Source organism: Nitrospira sp., assembly GCA_016788885.1.
Lineage (GTDB): Bacteria > Nitrospirota > Nitrospiria > Nitrospirales > Nitrospiraceae > Nitrospira_A.
The window spans coordinates 1-17,131 of the sequence record JAEURX010000036.1 but is presented as its reverse complement, the minus strand read 5'-3'; the positions used below and the strand labels follow the sequence as shown (position 1 = coordinate 17,131).

The following is a 17,131-nucleotide window of genomic DNA, read 5'->3' as shown; positions in this document are numbered from 1 at the left end:
ACTGTCCATGCGGTGGTCTCAAGCGTAAATGGGTTGACCACTGCCGCGGTATTTGTTAAGTAGTAGAGACTTCCAGTATCTGCTGACTCGGTCCTTCCGAGGTCTCGTCAGTTCGTTAAGCGTCGGCCCGTCCTGTTACGTAGTCCGCGTGAGCCATCTGTGACACGCACGATGTAGGCGTTGGCCGAAAGATTTGCCCAGTGATGTGCGTGCGAATGCCCCTAGGCACGTACAGTAGTTCCCTCAAGGAGTGTATTGATGTCAGTGCATACACCGTCTCTCTGGACTCGGCGGAGTCTATTTCGTACGGTGGCCGCTGGCGCGGCGTTGGCGGTGGCAAAACTGGCGTTGCCCTCCGGTGCGTGGGCGTCACGACTTCCTGATGGACGTCTCAGTCTGTACAACCTGCATACTGACGAACGGCTGTCGGTGAGGTATCGGGATGAGAATGGTGTGTACGATCAAGAGGCACTCCGCGATCTGAATCACCTTCTGCGGTGTCACCACACGAACGAATCCAGAACAATGGATGTCCAGCTTATCGAGTTCGTGAATTTGGTGCAGCAGCGGATCGGCGGACGACGCGATGTGTATATCGTCTCAGGATACCGTTCTCCCGAATACAATGAACAGCTCATCAAAATGGGCACCCGCGCCGCGCGCCATAGTTACCACGTGTCCGGCCAAGCCATGGATGTACAAATCCCGGGTGTGTCGTTGAGGACCCTGCGCGAGGTTGCGTTACGCCTTGGTTGTGGCGGGGTCGGTTACTATCCGCGCGGCAAGTTCGTGCATCTTGACTCCGGTCCTTTTCGCCACTGGTAGACCCCGTTCTCTTCTCCTCCGTGTCTTGTCACACTCTGCAACGATTCTGAGACCCTGGGGATCTGTCGTCGTGCTCTGTTCTTCTGACTTACCTCAGCAGCCATTCGAGGGCATGGCACTAAATTGTCCTCGCGAGATCCTCACGAGGAATTCGGCGATGCGGTACGCAGTCGGACCGAGGGAACCGATGTTCCTGAGGAAGACAGTGTGGCTGCAAGCGGATGACTGGCGATGAGCAACGAGTGAGGCGTATCGATCTGCGGAATGACGGAGCGAAGTAACGAAGGGGAGGCTGACGAGTGGTTAGCCGACCAGATCCGGATTCATCTTGGCCATGGACTGCACAGAAGTGGCTTTGATTTCATTATAGACGATAGCTCTACCAGCCTGGCGCAGGCGGCTGAAAATTCCTTCTACGACCACGTAGTCGCCTTCCCGCACATCCGCTTTTCCGAGGCCGACTACTTTTACCGTGCCGGCCGTGTCTTGCAGCAAGAAACCAAATGCCGGTTGCCCATCACGATTGGTCGCGAGCTGAAAATTCGTCACGCGCCCGCTGACGGTGACCACTTGATGATCGTAATGGTCTGGATGGGCGAGCAATTCGGTGACTTCGACGAGAGCGGACGCGAAGAGGGGGACGGGTGCCATAGTCACGAGCACGCAGGCCAATGTTCCAGCTAAGAGGCCCAGCATTCCTACTCGTGACCGGAATGCCTGTGGTCGGTGAGGAGCATGCATATGTGATGAATTATACAAAATTGACCTCGAGCTGAGAAGGCGGCCGCAAAATAAATGTCTGGCAATCCCTGGAACCGTCCTCTTGCGCTCCGAGTCGACCAGCCGGAGGGCCGTTGATGGTCGCCCGTCACCGTTGCAGGTCGTTGTGTAACTCCCCGATGAAACTATTCAGCACATGTTGCTGCATTTGTCCCATTTCTTCGGGCGTGGGCTGTGCCGTTTCATCGGTCAGTTCAGGAATATCCTTGGGAACTGGAGCCGTTCGGGCCAGCAGTTCTTCTTCAAGTGCATCAAGGCTAGAGTCAATTTCCGAGAGCACAGCCAGCAGCCGTTGCAGACCGAAGACGGACCGGGTGTTTTCCGAGTGCACGGCATTGGAGCTGGCCCCATGAACAAGCGACAGCCAGAATTTTGCTTCCAGATCTTCCCCCAGAGTGCCCCAGGCGAAGGTCCGGAGTTTTTCCACCAACGCTTCCTCGGTCCGCTCGAGCCCGTCATAGTGGGCGATTGAGCGTTCAACCGGTCGTTCGCTTAAGACGGCCAGCGTTTCTTTCCAGAGGTCAAGCGTGCCGGTTGTCGGGACTGCTTGGGCTGAGGCCTTCTGCAGGTTGGTTTGAATGGCGTGCAGGTATTGATGGAGATGTTTCACCTTTCGGCCGGCGAGGCTTCCCGCCGGGATCCCCCAAATGTGCCCGATCTCATGATCCTGCATGGGAGCGGCATTGATCGATTTCCATTCCCGTTCCGAAACCTCAAGGCGTTTCTTGTACTTTTCGATCAGGCGGAGCTGTGCCTGGATTTCCAGGCCCAGCCTGGCTTCTTGATAGGCTTCAGCGGAAATATCATCTTCGTCCCATCGTCGGTTCAATAAACGGATTGCCGGCTTGGGAACGGCGGCGCGTGCGCCCTGTTTGATGGCATCGAGAGCGTCAGCAGTCAGCTTGTAGCGCGTGCGCAGCAGGTCCGTGGCTACCCGCACCATGCCTTCGGCCAAGGTAATCATGCCCTTCATGGCTTCCATTTGCAGCCAGAGACGTTCCCGCCGCAGCCGTACTCGACGGCGATATTCATCTCTCCGGTTCGTGACGTCCTTCAGTGCGTCTTGTTTGACCATCTGGTGGATCGGTTTCGAGCCGGCCACGCAGCGAGGATCGGGGCGATCGGCCGCGATATGACTAATCTCCTCGGGCGTGATGTCAAAGTGCTGCAAGAGCAACAGTTTGAGCATGATCCTGCCCTGGATCGGGGCTTGTTCAATGGTGGAGGCAATGAGTTCAGGGGTGAGTAAAGCGGACATGGTGTGGCCCCTCGTGCGAGGTAAAAGGTTCGCTCAGGCCGTGCCTTGATGGCTGTTTTCAAGGTAGACCGCGACGTATTCGCGGATTTGCTGGATGCTGCCGCTGACAAATAATTCACGCGGGATTTCGATCCGCACCAGCTTGGCCGGATCTACGCCACGATCAGTGGCATATTCTTCGTCGATATACAGGGTGACAGACCCGTCAGGATGGCGAATTGCATAGACCGCATTGTTTTCGGCCATAGGCGCTGCTCCGTCTGAGGATGTGGACCAACCGGCTACTACTGGTAACACAGGCTCGAGCTGAGTGTCAAAATGTGAACCCTTCGTCTCCATGACCGGCAGTCAGCGTTGAAACATCCGGCGGCGCCAGAGGATGTAACTGGTGAAAGCGATCAAAGCGATCAAGAGCGTGTTCCGGATTCGACCGGGTCCGAAACAGGTGAGGTTGACGAGTGCGTTGGTGGTGCCGTAGGCAGCATACACTAGATACACCAGGAGCGACCATTTCTTGAGGCGCAAAAACCCGTACCCGACCCAGGTATGGAGGAATGGTGAGAGGGCTTTGGTCACGAAGCCCGCCGCACCGTCCAACTTTGTACAGAAAAACGGTAAGAGATACTCGGGGTTTTGAGCGATGATGATGGCGTCGTTTGCGGCACTGATCAAAAAGAGCAGGCCGAGAAATCGGATATCATGCCCTTCCGCCCATGCCTGGCGGCCGGTTCTCATGAAGTCGAAGCCGGACGCGGCCGGTCCGAGTGCGGCGTCGTAACTCTGCAGTGCCCACCAGGGAAGCGCCAACAGCATGAAAAAAAACACTTCCGCGGCTCGACCGGAAACTCGTCCCAGAGCCACACTCAGGATGATGAGCAGAACTGTGATGAGGCCATAAAAAGCGGCGGCTGCAATCCTTCCGCGAAGCAGTTGGCCCAGTCCGGGGAGCATGACTGAGTAAAAGGCGGCGCGGCGATCAGAGGCCGGGTGAGTCTGAGCGTCAACTGACATGGATGTGAGGATGCGGTGGTCCGATGGATTACCGGGCGAAACGCACACGGCCCTCGATCACTGGATCGAAGGCCGTGTATACCGTTCGGGCTGTGAGACGATCTCAGCCACCCAGCGTATCTAGCGTTTCCTTCAGGCTCTTGCGGATGCAGGTGAAGATCGGGGTATCTCGCAAGGTGTACCGGCTACCTTCGGTTTCCCGCAGTGCCATGACCAGGTCCAGGAAGTCTTCCGGCTTGTCGGTCTCGAACGCCACGACCCATTCTTGATCGTCGAGACCAAACGAGTAGGTCGTATTCAATTTCACCGAGGGGAAGCGGTGCCCCACCTCGATGTGTTCATCCATCATGCCCTGACGCGCAGCCTTGGTGAGCAGGAACCATTCGCGGGTCTTCACGAACGGGTAGACGAAAATGTATTTGGCCTTGCCGGGGACCACGGTCAGCCGCTTACTTTCCTGGTTCTCGTGGGTGTGGTTATCGACGTAAATGGAGCGTTTGGTAATCGCCAGGTACGAATAGGGGTTGAGCAGATACTTGCCCAATCCGGACGCCAGGATCTTCGTGCTCATTTCCTGGAACAGTTCAAGTTCGTAGCTGATACGCCAGAGCATCAAATCGCAGTCGCCGCGAATGCCGACCGTCGTGTAGGCAATGACGAGTACTTTGCCCTGGTATTCCTCCACGGCGCGGAGGAATTCCTGCTTTCCGCGTGTGCGCTCATCTTCGGGCAGGCGGCGCCACGCCGGATCAACCTTATAGAATGTGAAATTGACGTACTGGCGGCGGGCCGCTTGTTCGGGGCTGGACATGAGGAACCCTCCAGGCAACTTCTTGATAATGTAAAAGAATAAGAGCTAGCTCTTTAGCATTTCGTCTCCAGGGCTGTCAACAGAGTCCACCGTGCCTTGGGCGAGAATTGACAGGCCGGCATTGATCTGTTACTGCCTGCACAGGATGAGCTGCATTCGGAAATGGGTGGCCGAGTTCCCGTTTCTGTGGAGCCTGCTGATTGCGGCAGGCGTCAGTGCGCCCACGCCGTTGCATGGCATCGAGATCCAGCCGACTCCTGGACAGATTTCTGCCACGGTCGAACGTGGACGAGCCGCCGCCGCTCAGGGCATTGCGCCCGATCAACTCCACGTCTGGTTCGGTTCTGAAAAGGATCTGGCTCCCCGTGGTTTCATCATGACCAAGCTCGGGAGTTTGCTCGTGATGGCCAATCATTTGCGCTTACGGGCCTTGTCCCCAACGGAACAGGACATCGCCCAGGTGATGGCGAACGAGAACCTGCTCGTCAATGTAGTGCTCTATGGGGACCGGATCAATTTCGCCGCTGACAGTTATGTGGTTCTGGAACAGGCCGGCCGGACCGTGAAGCCTTCTACGGTTCGATTTGATGCGAGGGGAGATCGCACGGCGGTGTGGCCCCAACAGCCTGCCTATCGGGCAAAGGTGATTGCGCAATTCCCCTATGCAGAGTTGGACCCGCGCGCGAAGACGACGCTCACCGTGTTTCCATCCGGCGGCGGCCAAGTCAGCTTCGAACTCGATTTCGCCCATATCGAATAATGTGACGATCCCGCCAACGCTCTTCACAAAGGTTGACCTTGCATGACCAAGCCCAAAGCCTGGACGGCTGAAACCATCGCCATCGGCTCCGAGCTGTTGCTTGGCGGCCGGGTGGATACCAATTCTCTGTATATTGCGGATTGCCTCGCCACATGCGGGGTTGAGCTCCGATACAAGACGGTTGTCGGCGATGACTTGCCGGACATGGTGGCCGTCCTGAAAACCGCGGCCCGCCGCGCCAGGGTGGTGATCATTACGGGCGGGTTGGGGCCGACCGTCGATGATCTGACGCGTGAAGCGGTTGCGGAGGCCACCGGCCATCGCTTGGTCCGGCGAAAAGCCGCACTGGACGAGATGACCGCTCGATTGGCTCAGTGGGGCAGGACTCCGACGAAGTCGCAATTCCGACAGGCCATGATTCCGTCCGGAGCGGATATTGTGTCCAATCCGGTCGGCACCGCGCCGGGATTCGTCCTCGTGTGGAACGGGACGTTCTTTGCCGCCCTTCCGGGTGTCCCGCGTGAAATGGAGCCGATGCTTCGAGATGGGGTCGTGCCGCGCCTGCAGGCCTGGATGCCCACGCAGAAGGTGCGACCGGCGACACCGATGATGCGGCGGGTGTTGCATACGGCGGGGGTGCCGGAATCGGTCGTGGATCAACAGCTTGAAGGATTGCTGCCACCAGGCAGTCCGGTCCAGTTGGGAATCTACGCGTCGCCGATGGAAGTGATGGTGTCGCTGACAGGACCGGCCGGTGCGGAGGGAACTGCTGCGCTTGAGCGGTCGTTTGATGAGGCCAAGAGCAGGCTCGGCGATATCGTGTATGGACAAGAAGCGGACACGATGGAATCGGTGGTCGGCGAGTTGCTCACCACGCAGCGGATGACGCTGGCAGCGGCCGAGTCCTGCACTGGAGGATTGATCGGCCATCGCTTGACGCAGGTACCGGGCTCCTCCTCCTATGTGGATCGGGTCGTGGTCTGCTACAGCAATCGCGCGAAGGTGGACTTGTTGGGGGTACCATCGGAACTGATTGATCGTCATGGAGCGGTCAGTGCCGAAGTGGCGGCAGCCATGGCTCGTGGTATCCGTGAGCGCAGCGGCGTGTCTGTCGGACTGAGTGTGACCGGCATTGCCGGGCCGGGCGGGGCCACGGACACGAAGCCCGTGGGGTTGGTGTATGTAGGGCTCGACGGTGGGGCTGGGCAGGTGATGACGAAGGAGTTCCGGTTTCACGGGGGAGATCGCAACGTCATCAAACAACGCTCGTCGCAGGCAGCGCTGGATCTGTTGCGTCGCTGGTTGACCAAGAACAGACTCACATGATCAGAGCCTTTCTCGCCATTGAGATATCACCCGAACTCCGCGCGGCCCTGTCGGTGATCCAGCAGGATCTGAGACGACGGCTCGAGCGAACGGTCGATCGGCGCACGCGGATCAGTTGGGTGCAGCCTGCCTCGATGCATTTGACGTTGAGGTTTCTTGGTGAGACGCCGGAAGCAGTGATCGAGTCGCTCCATGCAACGGTGGCGCAGGTGGTGGCTAGGCATCGAACCATCCAGGTTCCCTTCTCACGACTGGGGACGTTTCCCCGACTTCAGCAGCCGAGAGTGCTGTGGGCAGGGCCGCCTGAGAGTTGGGAGCAGGGGCTTGAGGGAGAACGGTTGCAGGCGTTGTATCGAGACATCGAAGAAGTCTGTAGAGCAGTGAATCTGGCGGCGGAAGTGCGGCCGTTCAGTCCGCATCTGACGTTGGCACGAATCAAGGAAGGGGAGCGGCAGGTTGGGCAGCTTTTGGCGGAGAGCAGGGCGCTGGATCAGTCGTTGGCGAACAGCGGGTTGGCGATCAAGACGGTGATCATGATGCAAAGTCGGTTGCGGCAGGCCGGCTCGGTCTATACGAAGCTGTGGGAGTGTCCACTGAGCTCGATGAGCTAGCCCTACCACCGGAGGTCGCGGCTACCTTCAGGTCAAGCCGGTGGGGTGACGGGCGCCGGTCTTCCTTTACCGTGTGAGGCATTCCTCGGCGACAGGAATGGCTTCCATATCAGTCAACGCGGCCACCTGCATGCGACACATCGCCGAGACGATGCCTTCATACACGGCTGCCGCAGCGACGGACCAGGCGGGGTTGAAGGGCTCGCCCCGAAAGGCTGCCTCGGCGGCTTTCTTTTCGTCATAGGTCAGGTCGCGTGGCGCGCGTACGATGGGCTCCTGGGGGTGAGAGGCAGACTGTCCGGATCGGTCATCCATGTGCTGTTGTGGCATGGGGGCCTCCTGCATCAAGTGTGAGATGATCAACCACTGCAGCGTAGGAGCAATCTTGGTGCCAAACGCATTGTCTCTCACCAAGAATGTCGGTTTGTACGCGCTGCGACTTTAGCCGACCATCCTTGTGCCGAATTGCGTCAGTCTCAGCAGTGTTTTCATAGACTTACGTGTCAGGTCTCGGCTAGGTGTCCACGCGGAAAGACACCAGCCTGGTGATGTCCCCTCTCGTCGTTGCCGTGGCGGCTATGACGGAACGCTGCGGGATTTTTGACGTCAGTGGCGGAGACAGGCATGCGGCGCGGTGATTTTTCTCCACGTGTCTCGCACGATTCACAACGGAACAGGACCTGGGTCTGTTGTCTCTCGAGATTGGTAGCGGACCCTTGCGGGCTAGGCTTCTTCCGTCTAAGTCCGGTATACTCCAATGTTCTGTCTGCTTTTCTGGTCTGAGTCTGGTCCGGTTGGCGCCTAGTCAACTCATGGTCGGCTGGTGCGTTGTCTCGACGACATGTGAGACCAGCCCACTTCACGAGTCATGTTGCGAGGAGGAGTGTCGAATGAGTGAAAAAGACGAGAAGAAGCGCGCGTTGGACCTGGCCCTGGCTCAGATTGAAAAACAATACGGCAAGGGCGCGGTGATGAAGTTGGGAACCGAGGGTCGACCGGCGGACGTGCCGGCGATTTCGAGCGGTTCCCTGGGATTGGATATTGCGCTCGGCGTGGGCGGATTCCCGCGCGGACGGGTTGTCGAAATTTTTGGTCCGGAGTCGTCCGGGAAAACAACCCTCACCTTGCATGCGATCGCCGAGGCGCAGAAGGCCGGCGGGGTCGCCGCCTTCATCGATGCCGAACATGCGCTGGATTTAACCTATGCCAAGAAGTTGGGTGTGCATACCGACGACTTGCTCGTGTCTCAACCGGATACCGGCGAGCAGGCCCTCGAAATTGCGGAAACCCTCGTGCGCAGCGGGGCGATCGATGTCATCGTCGTCGACTCCGTAGCGGCGTTGGTACCCAGGGCTGAAATCGAAGGCGAGATGGGTGATGCCCACATGGGCTTGCAGGCGCGGTTGATGTCGCAGGCGTTGCGCAAATTGACGGCGGCGATCGCGAAGTCCCAGACGACCCTGATCTTCATCAATCAAATCCGCATGAAAATCGGCGTGATGTTCGGCAATCCGGAAACCACAACGGGCGGCAACGCGTTGAAGTTCTATTCGTCTGTGCGGCTGGATATTCGCCGTATCGAGTCGATCAAGGATGGACAGGATGTCACCGGGAGCCGTGTGCGGGTGAAGGTGGTCAAGAATAAAATGGCCCCGCCGTTCCGGCAGGCGGAATTCGACATCATGTTTTCCGAGGGGATTTCCAAGTCGGGCGAGATCGTCGATATGGGAGTGGAGAAGCGCGTGGTGGAAAAGGCCGGCGCCTGGTACTCCTATAAAGGGGAACGGTTGGGACAGGGGCGCGAAGCCGTGCGCGATTTTCTGAAGACCAACCCAGCCATTGCCAAGGAAATCGAAGGAAAAGTGCGCGAACTCGCCGGGCTGCCACTGCGGGGGGCCGACAAGAAGGTTGATGCCAAGGACGAGAAGCCTGAGCGAAAGATTGAGAGCCGCCAGGACGACAAGCGCGGCCAGAGTGCGAGAGCGACGACATAGGGATCGGTATGCCGGCCGGCCGCGGTGAACGACGACATGGGGAGTCGCAGCCGGATTTCCTGACCATGGCGATCCGGTATCTTGCCCGTGCCGAAAGGACCGCATCGCAGGTTGATCAATACCTTGAGGGAAAAGGGGCAGGCCCGGCGCAGAGGCGCGAGGTTGTACGCGAGCTGGAGCGCCGTGGCTATCTCAATGACCAGGCCTTTGCCACGCGCTGGGCAGAAGCCAGGCTCTTGCGACGTCCGATGGGGCGTGAGCGGTTGAAGTTGGAACTCCTCGGTCGAGGCTTCGAAGAACCGGTGGCGGAGCGGGCCTTACAGAGTGCCTTCCGGTCGATTTCCGAGCAGGAATTGGCCTGCCGGGCGCTGGAAGGGCGTGCGGCGAGTACACGCCCTCTACAATGGGTGAGATTGTTGCGGCAACGTGGGTTTGATGACGACACCATTCAGCAAGTCACGCAAGTCGACTGGGAGACGGGGTTAGACGAGTTATGAGCCAACCTGTAAATGATCTGCGGCGGGCCTTCATCCAGTATTTTGAACAGCAGGGCCATCGGGCGGTGCCGAGCGCGCCCTTGATTCCCCAGGCCGACCCGACGCTACTGTTTACCAACGCCGGGATGAATCAATTCAAGCGGGTGTTTCTGGGTGAAGAAACGCGCGCCTATCAGCGAGCCGTGAGCGTGCAGAAGTGTCTGCGTGCCGGTGGAAAGCACAACGACCTCGAAAATGTCGGCTACACCAGACGCCATCACACCTTCTTCGAAATGCTGGGGAACTTTTCCTTCGGCGATTACTTCAAGGAGGAGGCCATCCGATTCGGCTGGGAGTTCCTCACGTCGGTGGTCGGACTTTCGAAAGACCGGATGTGGATCACGATCTTCCGCGAAGACGATGAAGCCGATCGTTTGTGGCGGAAGATCGGCGTCTCCCCGAGCCGCATCGTGCGTTGTGGCGAGAAGGACAACTTCTGGCAGATGGCCGACACGGGCCCCTGCGGGCCTTGCTCGGAACTGCACTTCGACCAGGGACCATCGGTCCCCGGCGACGACACGCCGAACGGTGAAGGGGACCGGGTCATTGAGATCTGGAACCTGGTGTTCATGCAGTTCAACCGCGACAGCGCAGGCACGCTCAATCCGCTCCCGAAGCCGAGCATCGATACCGGCATGGGACTCGAACGTCTCACGGCGGTGGCCCAGGGCCGGCTCAGCAATTACGACAGCGATTTGTTCACACCATTGTTGGCGGCGATCGGACGTCGCGCCGGGGCTGAATACGGAGCAGCGGAGCAGGCGGATCGTTCCATGCGTGTGATTGCCGATCACCTCCGGGCGATTACCTTCCTGATGGCCGATGGTGTGTTGCCCTCGAATGAAGGGCGGGGTTACGTGCTCCGGCGAATTCTTCGGCGCGCGGCCCGTCACGGTCGGTTGCTGGGCATCACCGAGCCATTCCTGCATGAGCTGACAGCGACGGTCGTGGATCAGATGGGCGAGGCCTATCACGAGTTGCGGCACGCGGCCGGTACGGTGGCAGAAGCCACGCGCGGCGAAGAGGAGCGCTTTATCGCCACACTCGATCAAGGATTACCGATCCTGAACGACATGATCTCGAAGGTGAAAGCGTCGGGGCAGCAGGTGCTGCAGGGGACGGAGATTTTCAAATTGTACGACACGTACGGGTTCCCGATGGACCTCATTGCGGAAGCCTGCCGTGAGCAAGGGATCACCCTCGACGAAACCGGCTTTGAAGCCGCCATCGAAGAGCAGCGGACACGCGCCAGAAAAACGGGAGGCTTCGAGCATGAAACGGCGAGGCCGGTCCTCAGCGACGTGGCGACTCGTGTCGGAACCACAGCCTTTGTCGGGTATGAACGGTTGGATTCCGAAGGCGTGGTGCAGGCGCTTCTTCAGGGTGATCGCCTGATCAAGGAAGCCCGAGAGGGCGATGAAATCGAACTCGTGCTCGATGTCACGCCATTTTATGCGGAAGGCGGCGGGCAGGCCGGCGATCAGGGCGTGTTGACCGGTACCGATGGTCGCGTGGAGATTCGTGAAACCACCAGGCCGGTGCCGACATTGATCGTGCATAAGGGCGTGGTGACGTCGGGTTCCATTCGTGCGGGCGAGCGGTTGCAGCTTTCGGTGAATTCTCGCACGAGGCAGGATGCCGCGCGTAACCATACCGCCACCCATCTAGTGCATGCCGCGTTACGTGATCTGCTGGGGCCGCACGTCAAACAGTACGGCTCGTTGGTAGCGCCGAATCGCCTGCGGTTCGACTTTGCCCACTTCCGGCCCATGTCGTCTCGTGACATCGACGAGATCGAAGCGATCGTCAATGAGCAGGTCCGCCAGGATCAACCGGTGCAAACGGCCGTGATGGGGGTGCAGGATGCCGTGGCCGGCGGAGCGTTGGCCTTTTTCGGCGACAAGTATGGCGACCAGGTACGGGTGGTGCAGATCGACACCTTCAGCAAGGAATTGTGCGGCGGCACCCATTGCCGGCGCACGGGCGAAATCGGATTGTTCCGGATCGTGTCTGAATCCGGAGTGGCGGCGGGAGTGCGCCGGATCGAATGTTTGACCGGCAGCGGAGCGTTGGATTCCTTGAAGCGGCTGGAGGCGGACGTGCGGGAGCTCTCCGATCTCCTGAAAGTCGCTCCGGCTGAAGTCGTGGCCCGCACCCGGAAGTTAAGCGAGCAGTTGAAGGATAAGGAGCGGGAACTGGCGGACGTGAAGCTCAAGATGGCGAGCACGTCGTCGACCCAGGCCCAGGCTCGCGAGATCAACGGCGTGAATGTTCACGCGCAACGCACGGACGGCCTCGACGTGAACGGCATGCGGGCACTTGCCGATCAACTGCGTGACAAACTCCGGAGCGGCGTCGTGGCGCTCGGTGCGGCCAACGACGGTAAGGTGTCGTTGCTCGTGGTGGTGACCAAGGATCTGGTGGGGCGCTTGAAGGCAGGTGAATTGATCAAGGAGATGGCGATCGAAGTCGGCGGCACCGGAGGTGGGCGTCCAGAGATGGCACAGGCCGGCGGAAAAAATCCCGACGGGCTGAATCCGGCGCTGGAAAAAGTTTTTGGGTTGGTCCAAAAGGCCTTGGAAGGGTAGACTGATGAAGGGCCAGCGGATTCTTGCGATCGATCACGGCTCCAAACGGATCGGCTTTGCCTTGAGCGATGAGCTCGGGTGGACCGCCCAGCCGTTGGAGACGTTTTACCGGCGCAATCCCGAGGCCGACATCCGGCATATCCAGGAGTTAGTGCGCGAACACGAGGTCGGCAAGGTGCTCGTCGGCCTGCCGCTCCGGTTGGACGGGGAGAGCGGTCCCGCTGCCAAGGTGGTCGAGGAATTCATCCAGTTGCTCGAACCGGCCTTGTCGGTCCCCGTGGTGACCTGGGACGAACGGATGACGACCTGCGCGGCGGAGGACCTATTGATCGCCGCTGATGTCGGGCGACGGAAGCGGAAAGGCATCGTCGATCGAATCGCCGCCGCCATTCTGCTTCAGAGTTACCTTGCGAGCTTAGAGAAGCCGTCGTCCGGCCAGGAGCAGGCCCTGAACCAATCCGAGGACGACGATCGCTGGTCTTTTGACGAACCACGAGTCGAGAATGCAGAAGAGATTGATTGCAGGACTGGTGCTGGCGGCGATGATACTCCTGACCATCTCGGGGTTTCTCACGCTACGCTGGGCTCAAAGTCCCGTCGTCAGCGGGCTTCCTAAACCTCCCTCGAAAATCGTCGTCATTCCCGACGGCAGTACGTTTCAACAGGTCGCGGCGATTTTAAAAAGCGAGCAACTGATTCGCAGCCGCTGGGCATTTCTCCTGCTCGGCAAAAGCCGGGATGTCGATCGAAAAATTCGCCCGGGTGAATACGAGTTAGACGGGAGTATGGCGTCGCAAGCCATCTTGGAGAAGCTGCGGGCTGGGCGAGTCGTGTTGCATCCGGTCACAATCCCTGAAGGGTACAACCTGGTGCAAATCGCCGAGGTACTGGCGGGACAGCAGGTGACCGATGTCAAGGAATTCTCGAAGCTGGTCCGTGATCGCCCATTCATCACGACGCTTGGAATTGAGGCCGATTCACTGGAAGGGTATTTATTTCCGGAGACCTATTCCTTTCCTCGCCAGGCCAAAGCCCGTGATGTCATCAAAGCGATGGTCGACGGCCTGCATCGGGTGTGGAGCGCCGACCTGCAGGAACAAGCGGTGCGCATGAAGTTGTCTCTGCACCAAGTGTTAACGCTGGCGTCGGTGATTGAGAAGGAAACCGGCTCCAAGGAAGAGCGCGAATTGATCGCGGCGGTGTTTCACAATCGGCTGCGAAAGAAGATCCCCTTACAAAGCGATCCGACGGTCATCTACGGGCTCCCGGCGTTTGACGGCAACATTCACAAACGCGATTTATCCGTCATGAGCCCTTACAACACGTATCGCGTGCAGGGACTGCCGCCGGGACCGATTGCCAGCCCCGGAGCCCATTCGCTCCGTGCGGCCTTGTTCCCGGCGCAGGCGTCCTATCTGTACTTCGTGTCGCGCAACGATGGAACCCATCAGTTCTCCTCCACGCTGGCCGAACACAATCAAGCCGTGGAAAAATATCAGAAGCAGCCGTTCCGTAAGCGCGCGCGAGGCAGCCTTGTCACCCACGGCGCGTGATCTTTCGCATCTGCTTCGGCACGACGCATCGCCTCACTACACCATTCGCACCATCGAGATTCACCATCTGAAAGGAAGAGGGATATGGGACTTGTGTCGTGGAACGAGAATTTGCCTGGCCTGCTGGATCACACCGTGTTGCGGCCGGAGGCGACCAAGGCCGACGTATTGCGGCTTTGTGCCGAGGCGAAGGAGCAAGGGTTTGTCGTGATCTTTGTGCCGCCCTGTTATGTCGATGAGGCAGTCGCGGCTGTCGCCGGCACGGCGGTGCAGGTCGGCATTCCGATCGGATTTCCGCTCGGCGGGCATTCGACCCATGCGAAGGTCACGGAGGCAATCGAGGCGGTGGCGCATGGCGCGCGAGTGCTGGACATGGTCATCAACATCAGCCGCCTGAAATCCGGCGACTATGATTTCGTGCGGCAGGATATGGCGGCGGTCGTGCGAGCCACGCCGGGCGTCAACCATAAGGTCATTCTGGAAACCTGCTTGCTCACCCGCGAAGAGAAACTGACAGCATGTCGTCTGGCCGTCGAGGCGGGCATGGACTATGTGAAGACCTCGACGGGATTCAATCAGGCCGGCGCCACGGTGGAGGATGTGCGGCTGATGAAAGAGGCCGTGGCGGGGAGGGCAAAGGTCAAGGCATCGGGCGGCATTCGAGACTGGAAGTCGACCAGGGCGTTGCTGGAAGCGGGAGCAGATCGCATCGGCACGAGCGCAAGTCTGAAGATCCTGGCCGAATGGCGGGCGGAACAGTCCGGCAATCGATGAGCCGCAGCGCGCTGTGTGCAGTCAAGAAACCGGGCCATGCCGGACGGTGAGATTGGCTTGCTCGTTCCGCCGGATTTGATATAGTGCCTCGATGATGACGCGAATCGTACTGTTAGTGTTGGATGGGTTTGGCATCGGCTCCCTGCCCGATGCTGAATCATATGGCGATGCCGGCTGTAATACGCTGCAGCGGCTGGCCGCGATCTCCAAGGGACTGACTCTCCCAAATCTCGAACAACTCGGCCTCGGTCTCCTGGGCCAGTTTCAAGGCATCCGCCCCATGGCTCAGCCCGAGGGCTGCTACGGCATGTTGGGGTTTACGACGAAGGGCAAACACTCGCTGGCCGGACATTGGGAATTGGCCGGCTATGTGATCGAAGACGGCCCGCGTCCCTCTGAGACCTTTACGAGTGAATTGGCCTCCGGGCTCGAAGCCGCGTTGGGACAAAAGACGCTGGGGAATTGTCGCACGGTTCATCTGGAGCCGATTGCGGAATTCGGCGCCGAGCATCAAAAATCCGGTATGCCCATCGCGTGGATCGATACGGCGGGGACCATCATGCTGGCTGCCCACGAGCAGGTCGTTCCGCCGGAGGAATTGTATCGACTGGCGCGCGAAGCCAGACGGCGGCTCAAGGCGACGATGCCGGTCGTTCGCGTGGTGGCCTGTCCGTTTGTCGGGCAACCGGGGCGGTTTGCCGTCACCGAACGTCGCCGGGATTTTGCCGTGGAACCGGCGGGGCTGACCCTGCTGGATCATTTGAGTCAAGCCAGCCAACTGGTGTTCGGGGTAGGAAAAGTCGGCGATCTCTTCAGCGGGCGCGGCGTCACCAGATCGGTGCCTCTGTTTCAGACCCCTGCCGTCATGGACGAAGTCATCGGCATGTTCAGCAAGGCGCCTCGCGGTTTGATCTACGCAAACCTGCCTATCATGAGCCCCGATCTGCAGGACACCGTGTCGACGCTGCAACACGTCGATCGGCGGTTGCGCGACCTGCAAGAACATCTCAAGGTCGGCGATGTGCTCATCATCACGGGCGATCACGGATTCGACTGTGCCAGGCCGAATCCCGGGCATTCGCGCGAGTACGTGCCCTGCCTGGTGACCGGTCCGCGTCTCGCCCGCGGCGTCAACCTGGGGACGAGAAGCACTGCTGCCGATCTCGCTCAGACGATCGGTGAAGCGTTGGGAGCGGCGAGGTTACCCTGGGGTGACAGCTTCCTGGATGCCCTGCAGTCTCGCTAGTGCGATCTGGCGACTTCTTCCTGCGTAGCGTTACTAGCCTCGGGCCGCACGTCGAATCCGGTCGGTCAGTTCTTCATACACAGTTCGACGGTGGCCGACGGCCATCAGACGGATGACGCGTCTTTTTTGCTCAACGGCATACACGATGCGAAAGCGGCGCACGCGATATTTTCGTAACCCGTTCAGTTCGCGTTGGAGCGGCTCGCAGCATTCGGGATTGGCGGCAATGGCGCGAATGGCTGACTTGATCGATTGTTTAAGATCGGGATGAAGCGTCCGGATCACCGCTGCAATATGCGGGGGAATGCTTGGCGTAAACGGAGTCATGCAGTACGCCGCTTTTTAACGGGCATGAGTGGTTCGCCAAATACGTCTTCAAACGAGAGCCCGTGGTGTTTGGTTTTGTAAAAGGCCCGGCTCTCGGCAATCTGGCTCATGAGTCCGGGATCGCTCAGGACATCCAAGGTTTCTTTGAGCCGGGTATATTCATCGACATTGATCAAGATGGCAGCCGGCCGCCCATTTTTCGTGACGATGACTTCCTCTTCGCGCTCTTGCACGCCAGCCACCAATTCAGGCAAGCGCGTTTTGACCTCCGACAACGACAGGGTTTTTGCCAGGGTAGCCCTCCAGGGTAAAAGACCAGAATTCTAGTCATGAGACTAGCGTATGGAGTGGGGAACGGTCAATGTGCAGATCTGAGATCAGGTCTCGCTTCGACAATGGGAACCATATCAAGAAGACCCTGCTTGCCACTGGCAACTACACCCAATACACGTGTGACCATGACAGACCTGACCTCATCAGAGCTCGGCGCATCAGCAGATTCCCAACGAGTTTAATGCTTTAGAAATGGTGGTACGGTGCTCCTAGGTGGGCAAAAGCTGGTGAAGGATCCTTTGCTGGAGGTGTCGCTGTGGCCTGCTGCCGGTTTCGTTGACACCCTTCTACGCTTCTGTCGCTTGTCGTTCGAACTCCATTGGACTGAGATATCCTAACGTGGAGTGCCGCCGTCGCGGATTATAAAAGCGCTCGATGTAATCAAACACATCGGCCCT

The 17,131-nt window shown here is 59.0% G+C and carries 20 protein-coding genes; 11 read left to right on the top strand and 9 right to left on the bottom strand.

The features are described from left to right. Nucleotides 1–258 precede the first annotated feature (258 nt). A complete protein-coding gene (locus JNL86_08885; protein MBL8043017.1) occupies nucleotides 259–825 on the top strand; it encodes a DUF882 domain-containing protein in 567 nt (188 codons plus the stop codon). 303 nt (nucleotides 826–1,128) lie between these two features. Here JNL86_08885 and JNL86_08880 read toward each other — a convergent pair whose 3' ends face one another. From JNL86_08880 to JNL86_08860, 5 genes are all read right to left on the bottom strand, one after another. Beyond that, nucleotides 1,129–1,521, bottom strand: a complete 393-nt coding sequence (locus JNL86_08880; protein MBL8043016.1) for a hypothetical protein — start codon at nucleotides 1,519–1,521, stop codon at nucleotides 1,129–1,131. A gap of 172 nt (nucleotides 1,522–1,693) precedes the next feature. Then, nucleotides 1,694–2,863 carry a hypothetical protein gene (locus JNL86_08875; GenBank protein MBL8043015.1) on the bottom strand — a complete coding sequence of 390 codons (1,170 nt, stop codon included), beginning with the start codon at nucleotides 2,861–2,863 and terminating at the stop codon, nucleotides 1,694–1,696. Nucleotides 2,864–2,896: 33 nt separating this feature from the next. Then, a complete protein-coding gene (locus tag JNL86_08870) occupies nucleotides 2,897–3,109 on the bottom strand; it encodes a hypothetical protein (GenBank protein MBL8043014.1) in 213 nt (70 codons plus the stop codon). 102 nt (nucleotides 3,110–3,211) lie between these two features. Continuing rightward, nucleotides 3,212–3,874, bottom strand: a complete 663-nt coding sequence (locus tag JNL86_08865) for a hypothetical protein (GenBank protein ID MBL8043013.1) — start codon at nucleotides 3,872–3,874, stop codon at nucleotides 3,212–3,214. Nucleotides 3,875–3,977: 103 nt separating this feature from the next. Next, entirely contained in the window at nucleotides 3,978–4,685 is a 708-nt protein-coding gene (locus tag JNL86_08860; protein ID MBL8043012.1) for a chlorite dismutase family protein, read from the bottom strand. A gap of 145 nt (nucleotides 4,686–4,830) precedes the next feature. Between JNL86_08860 and JNL86_08855 the strand changes: the two genes are divergently transcribed. The 3 genes from JNL86_08855 to thpR are packed head-to-tail and all read left to right on the top strand — an operon-like array spanning nucleotide 4,831 to nucleotide 7,382. Then, the gene (locus JNL86_08855; protein ID MBL8043011.1) at nucleotides 4,831–5,445 is read left to right on the top strand and encodes a hypothetical protein; all 615 of its coding nucleotides are present in this window, start codon (nucleotides 4,831–4,833) and stop codon (nucleotides 5,443–5,445) included. A 42-nt stretch (nucleotides 5,446–5,487) separates the two neighbouring features. After that, on the top strand, nucleotides 5,488–6,771 hold the full coding sequence (locus JNL86_08850) for a competence/damage-inducible protein A (GenBank protein MBL8043010.1): 1,284 nt from the start codon (nucleotides 5,488–5,490) through the stop codon (nucleotides 6,769–6,771). Next, nucleotides 6,768–7,382 (top strand): RNA 2',3'-cyclic phosphodiesterase, encoded by a 615-nt coding sequence (thpR, locus tag JNL86_08845; GenBank protein ID MBL8043009.1) that lies wholly within the window; start codon nucleotides 6,768–6,770, stop codon nucleotides 7,380–7,382. Before JNL86_08850 ends, thpR begins: the two co-directional genes overlap by 4 nt. Nucleotides 7,383–7,448: 66 nt before the next feature. Here thpR and JNL86_08840 read toward each other — a convergent pair whose 3' ends face one another. Beyond that, nucleotides 7,449–7,712 carry a hypothetical protein gene (locus JNL86_08840; GenBank protein ID MBL8043008.1) on the bottom strand — a complete coding sequence of 88 codons (264 nt, stop codon included), beginning with the start codon at nucleotides 7,710–7,712 and terminating at the stop codon, nucleotides 7,449–7,451. A 560-nt stretch (nucleotides 7,713–8,272) separates the two neighbouring features. Between JNL86_08840 and recA the strand changes: the two genes are divergently transcribed. From recA to JNL86_08805, 7 genes are all read left to right on the top strand, one after another. Next, nucleotides 8,273–9,376: a recombinase RecA gene (gene recA, locus JNL86_08835; GenBank protein ID MBL8043007.1), complete on the top strand. Its 1,104-nt coding sequence runs from the start codon at nucleotides 8,273–8,275 to the stop codon at nucleotides 9,374–9,376. A gap of 8 nt (nucleotides 9,377–9,384) precedes the next feature. After that, on the top strand, nucleotides 9,385–9,873 hold the full coding sequence (locus tag JNL86_08830) for a regulatory protein RecX (GenBank protein MBL8043006.1): 489 nt from the start codon (nucleotides 9,385–9,387) through the stop codon (nucleotides 9,871–9,873). Continuing rightward, a complete protein-coding gene (gene alaS, locus JNL86_08825) occupies nucleotides 9,870–12,500 on the top strand; it encodes an alanine--tRNA ligase (protein ID MBL8043005.1) in 2,631 nt (876 codons plus the stop codon). Before JNL86_08830 ends, alaS begins: the two co-directional genes overlap by 4 nt. A 4-nt stretch (nucleotides 12,501–12,504) precedes the next feature. After that, nucleotides 12,505–13,116, top strand: coding sequence for a Holliday junction resolvase RuvX (ruvX, locus tag JNL86_08820; GenBank protein ID MBL8043004.1), 612 nt, complete (start codon nucleotides 12,505–12,507; stop codon nucleotides 13,114–13,116). Beyond that, nucleotides 13,004–14,053: an endolytic transglycosylase MltG gene (mltG, locus tag JNL86_08815; GenBank protein ID MBL8043003.1), complete on the top strand. Its 1,050-nt coding sequence runs from the start codon at nucleotides 13,004–13,006 to the stop codon at nucleotides 14,051–14,053. The genes ruvX and mltG overlap by 113 nt, the downstream gene beginning before the upstream one ends. An 84-nt stretch (nucleotides 14,054–14,137) precedes the next feature. Further along, a complete protein-coding gene (gene deoC / locus JNL86_08810) occupies nucleotides 14,138–14,827 on the top strand; it encodes a deoxyribose-phosphate aldolase (GenBank protein MBL8043002.1) in 690 nt (229 codons plus the stop codon). Nucleotides 14,828–14,918: 91 nt separating this feature from the next. Next, complete coding sequence (locus JNL86_08805; GenBank protein MBL8043001.1) at nucleotides 14,919–16,073, top strand: phosphopentomutase; 1,155 nt, start codon at nucleotides 14,919–14,921, stop codon at nucleotides 16,071–16,073. A 33-nt stretch (nucleotides 16,074–16,106) separates the two neighbouring features. On the opposite strand, the gene JNL86_08800 is transcribed toward JNL86_08805, so the two are convergent. The 3 genes from JNL86_08800 to JNL86_08790 all read right to left on the bottom strand — a co-directional run. Then, nucleotides 16,107–16,400: a type II toxin-antitoxin system RelE/ParE family toxin gene (locus JNL86_08800; protein ID MBL8043000.1), complete on the bottom strand. Its 294-nt coding sequence runs from the start codon at nucleotides 16,398–16,400 to the stop codon at nucleotides 16,107–16,109. Continuing rightward, the gene (locus JNL86_08795) at nucleotides 16,397–16,693 is read right to left on the bottom strand and encodes a type II toxin-antitoxin system Phd/YefM family antitoxin (protein MBL8042999.1); all 297 of its coding nucleotides are present in this window, start codon (nucleotides 16,691–16,693) and stop codon (nucleotides 16,397–16,399) included. Before JNL86_08795 ends, JNL86_08800 begins: the two co-directional genes overlap by 4 nt. Before the next feature lie 327 nt (nucleotides 16,694–17,020). After that, nucleotides 17,021–17,131: IS3 family transposase (locus tag JNL86_08790; GenBank protein MBL8042998.1), on the bottom strand; the 111-nt coding region annotated here is incomplete at its 5' end.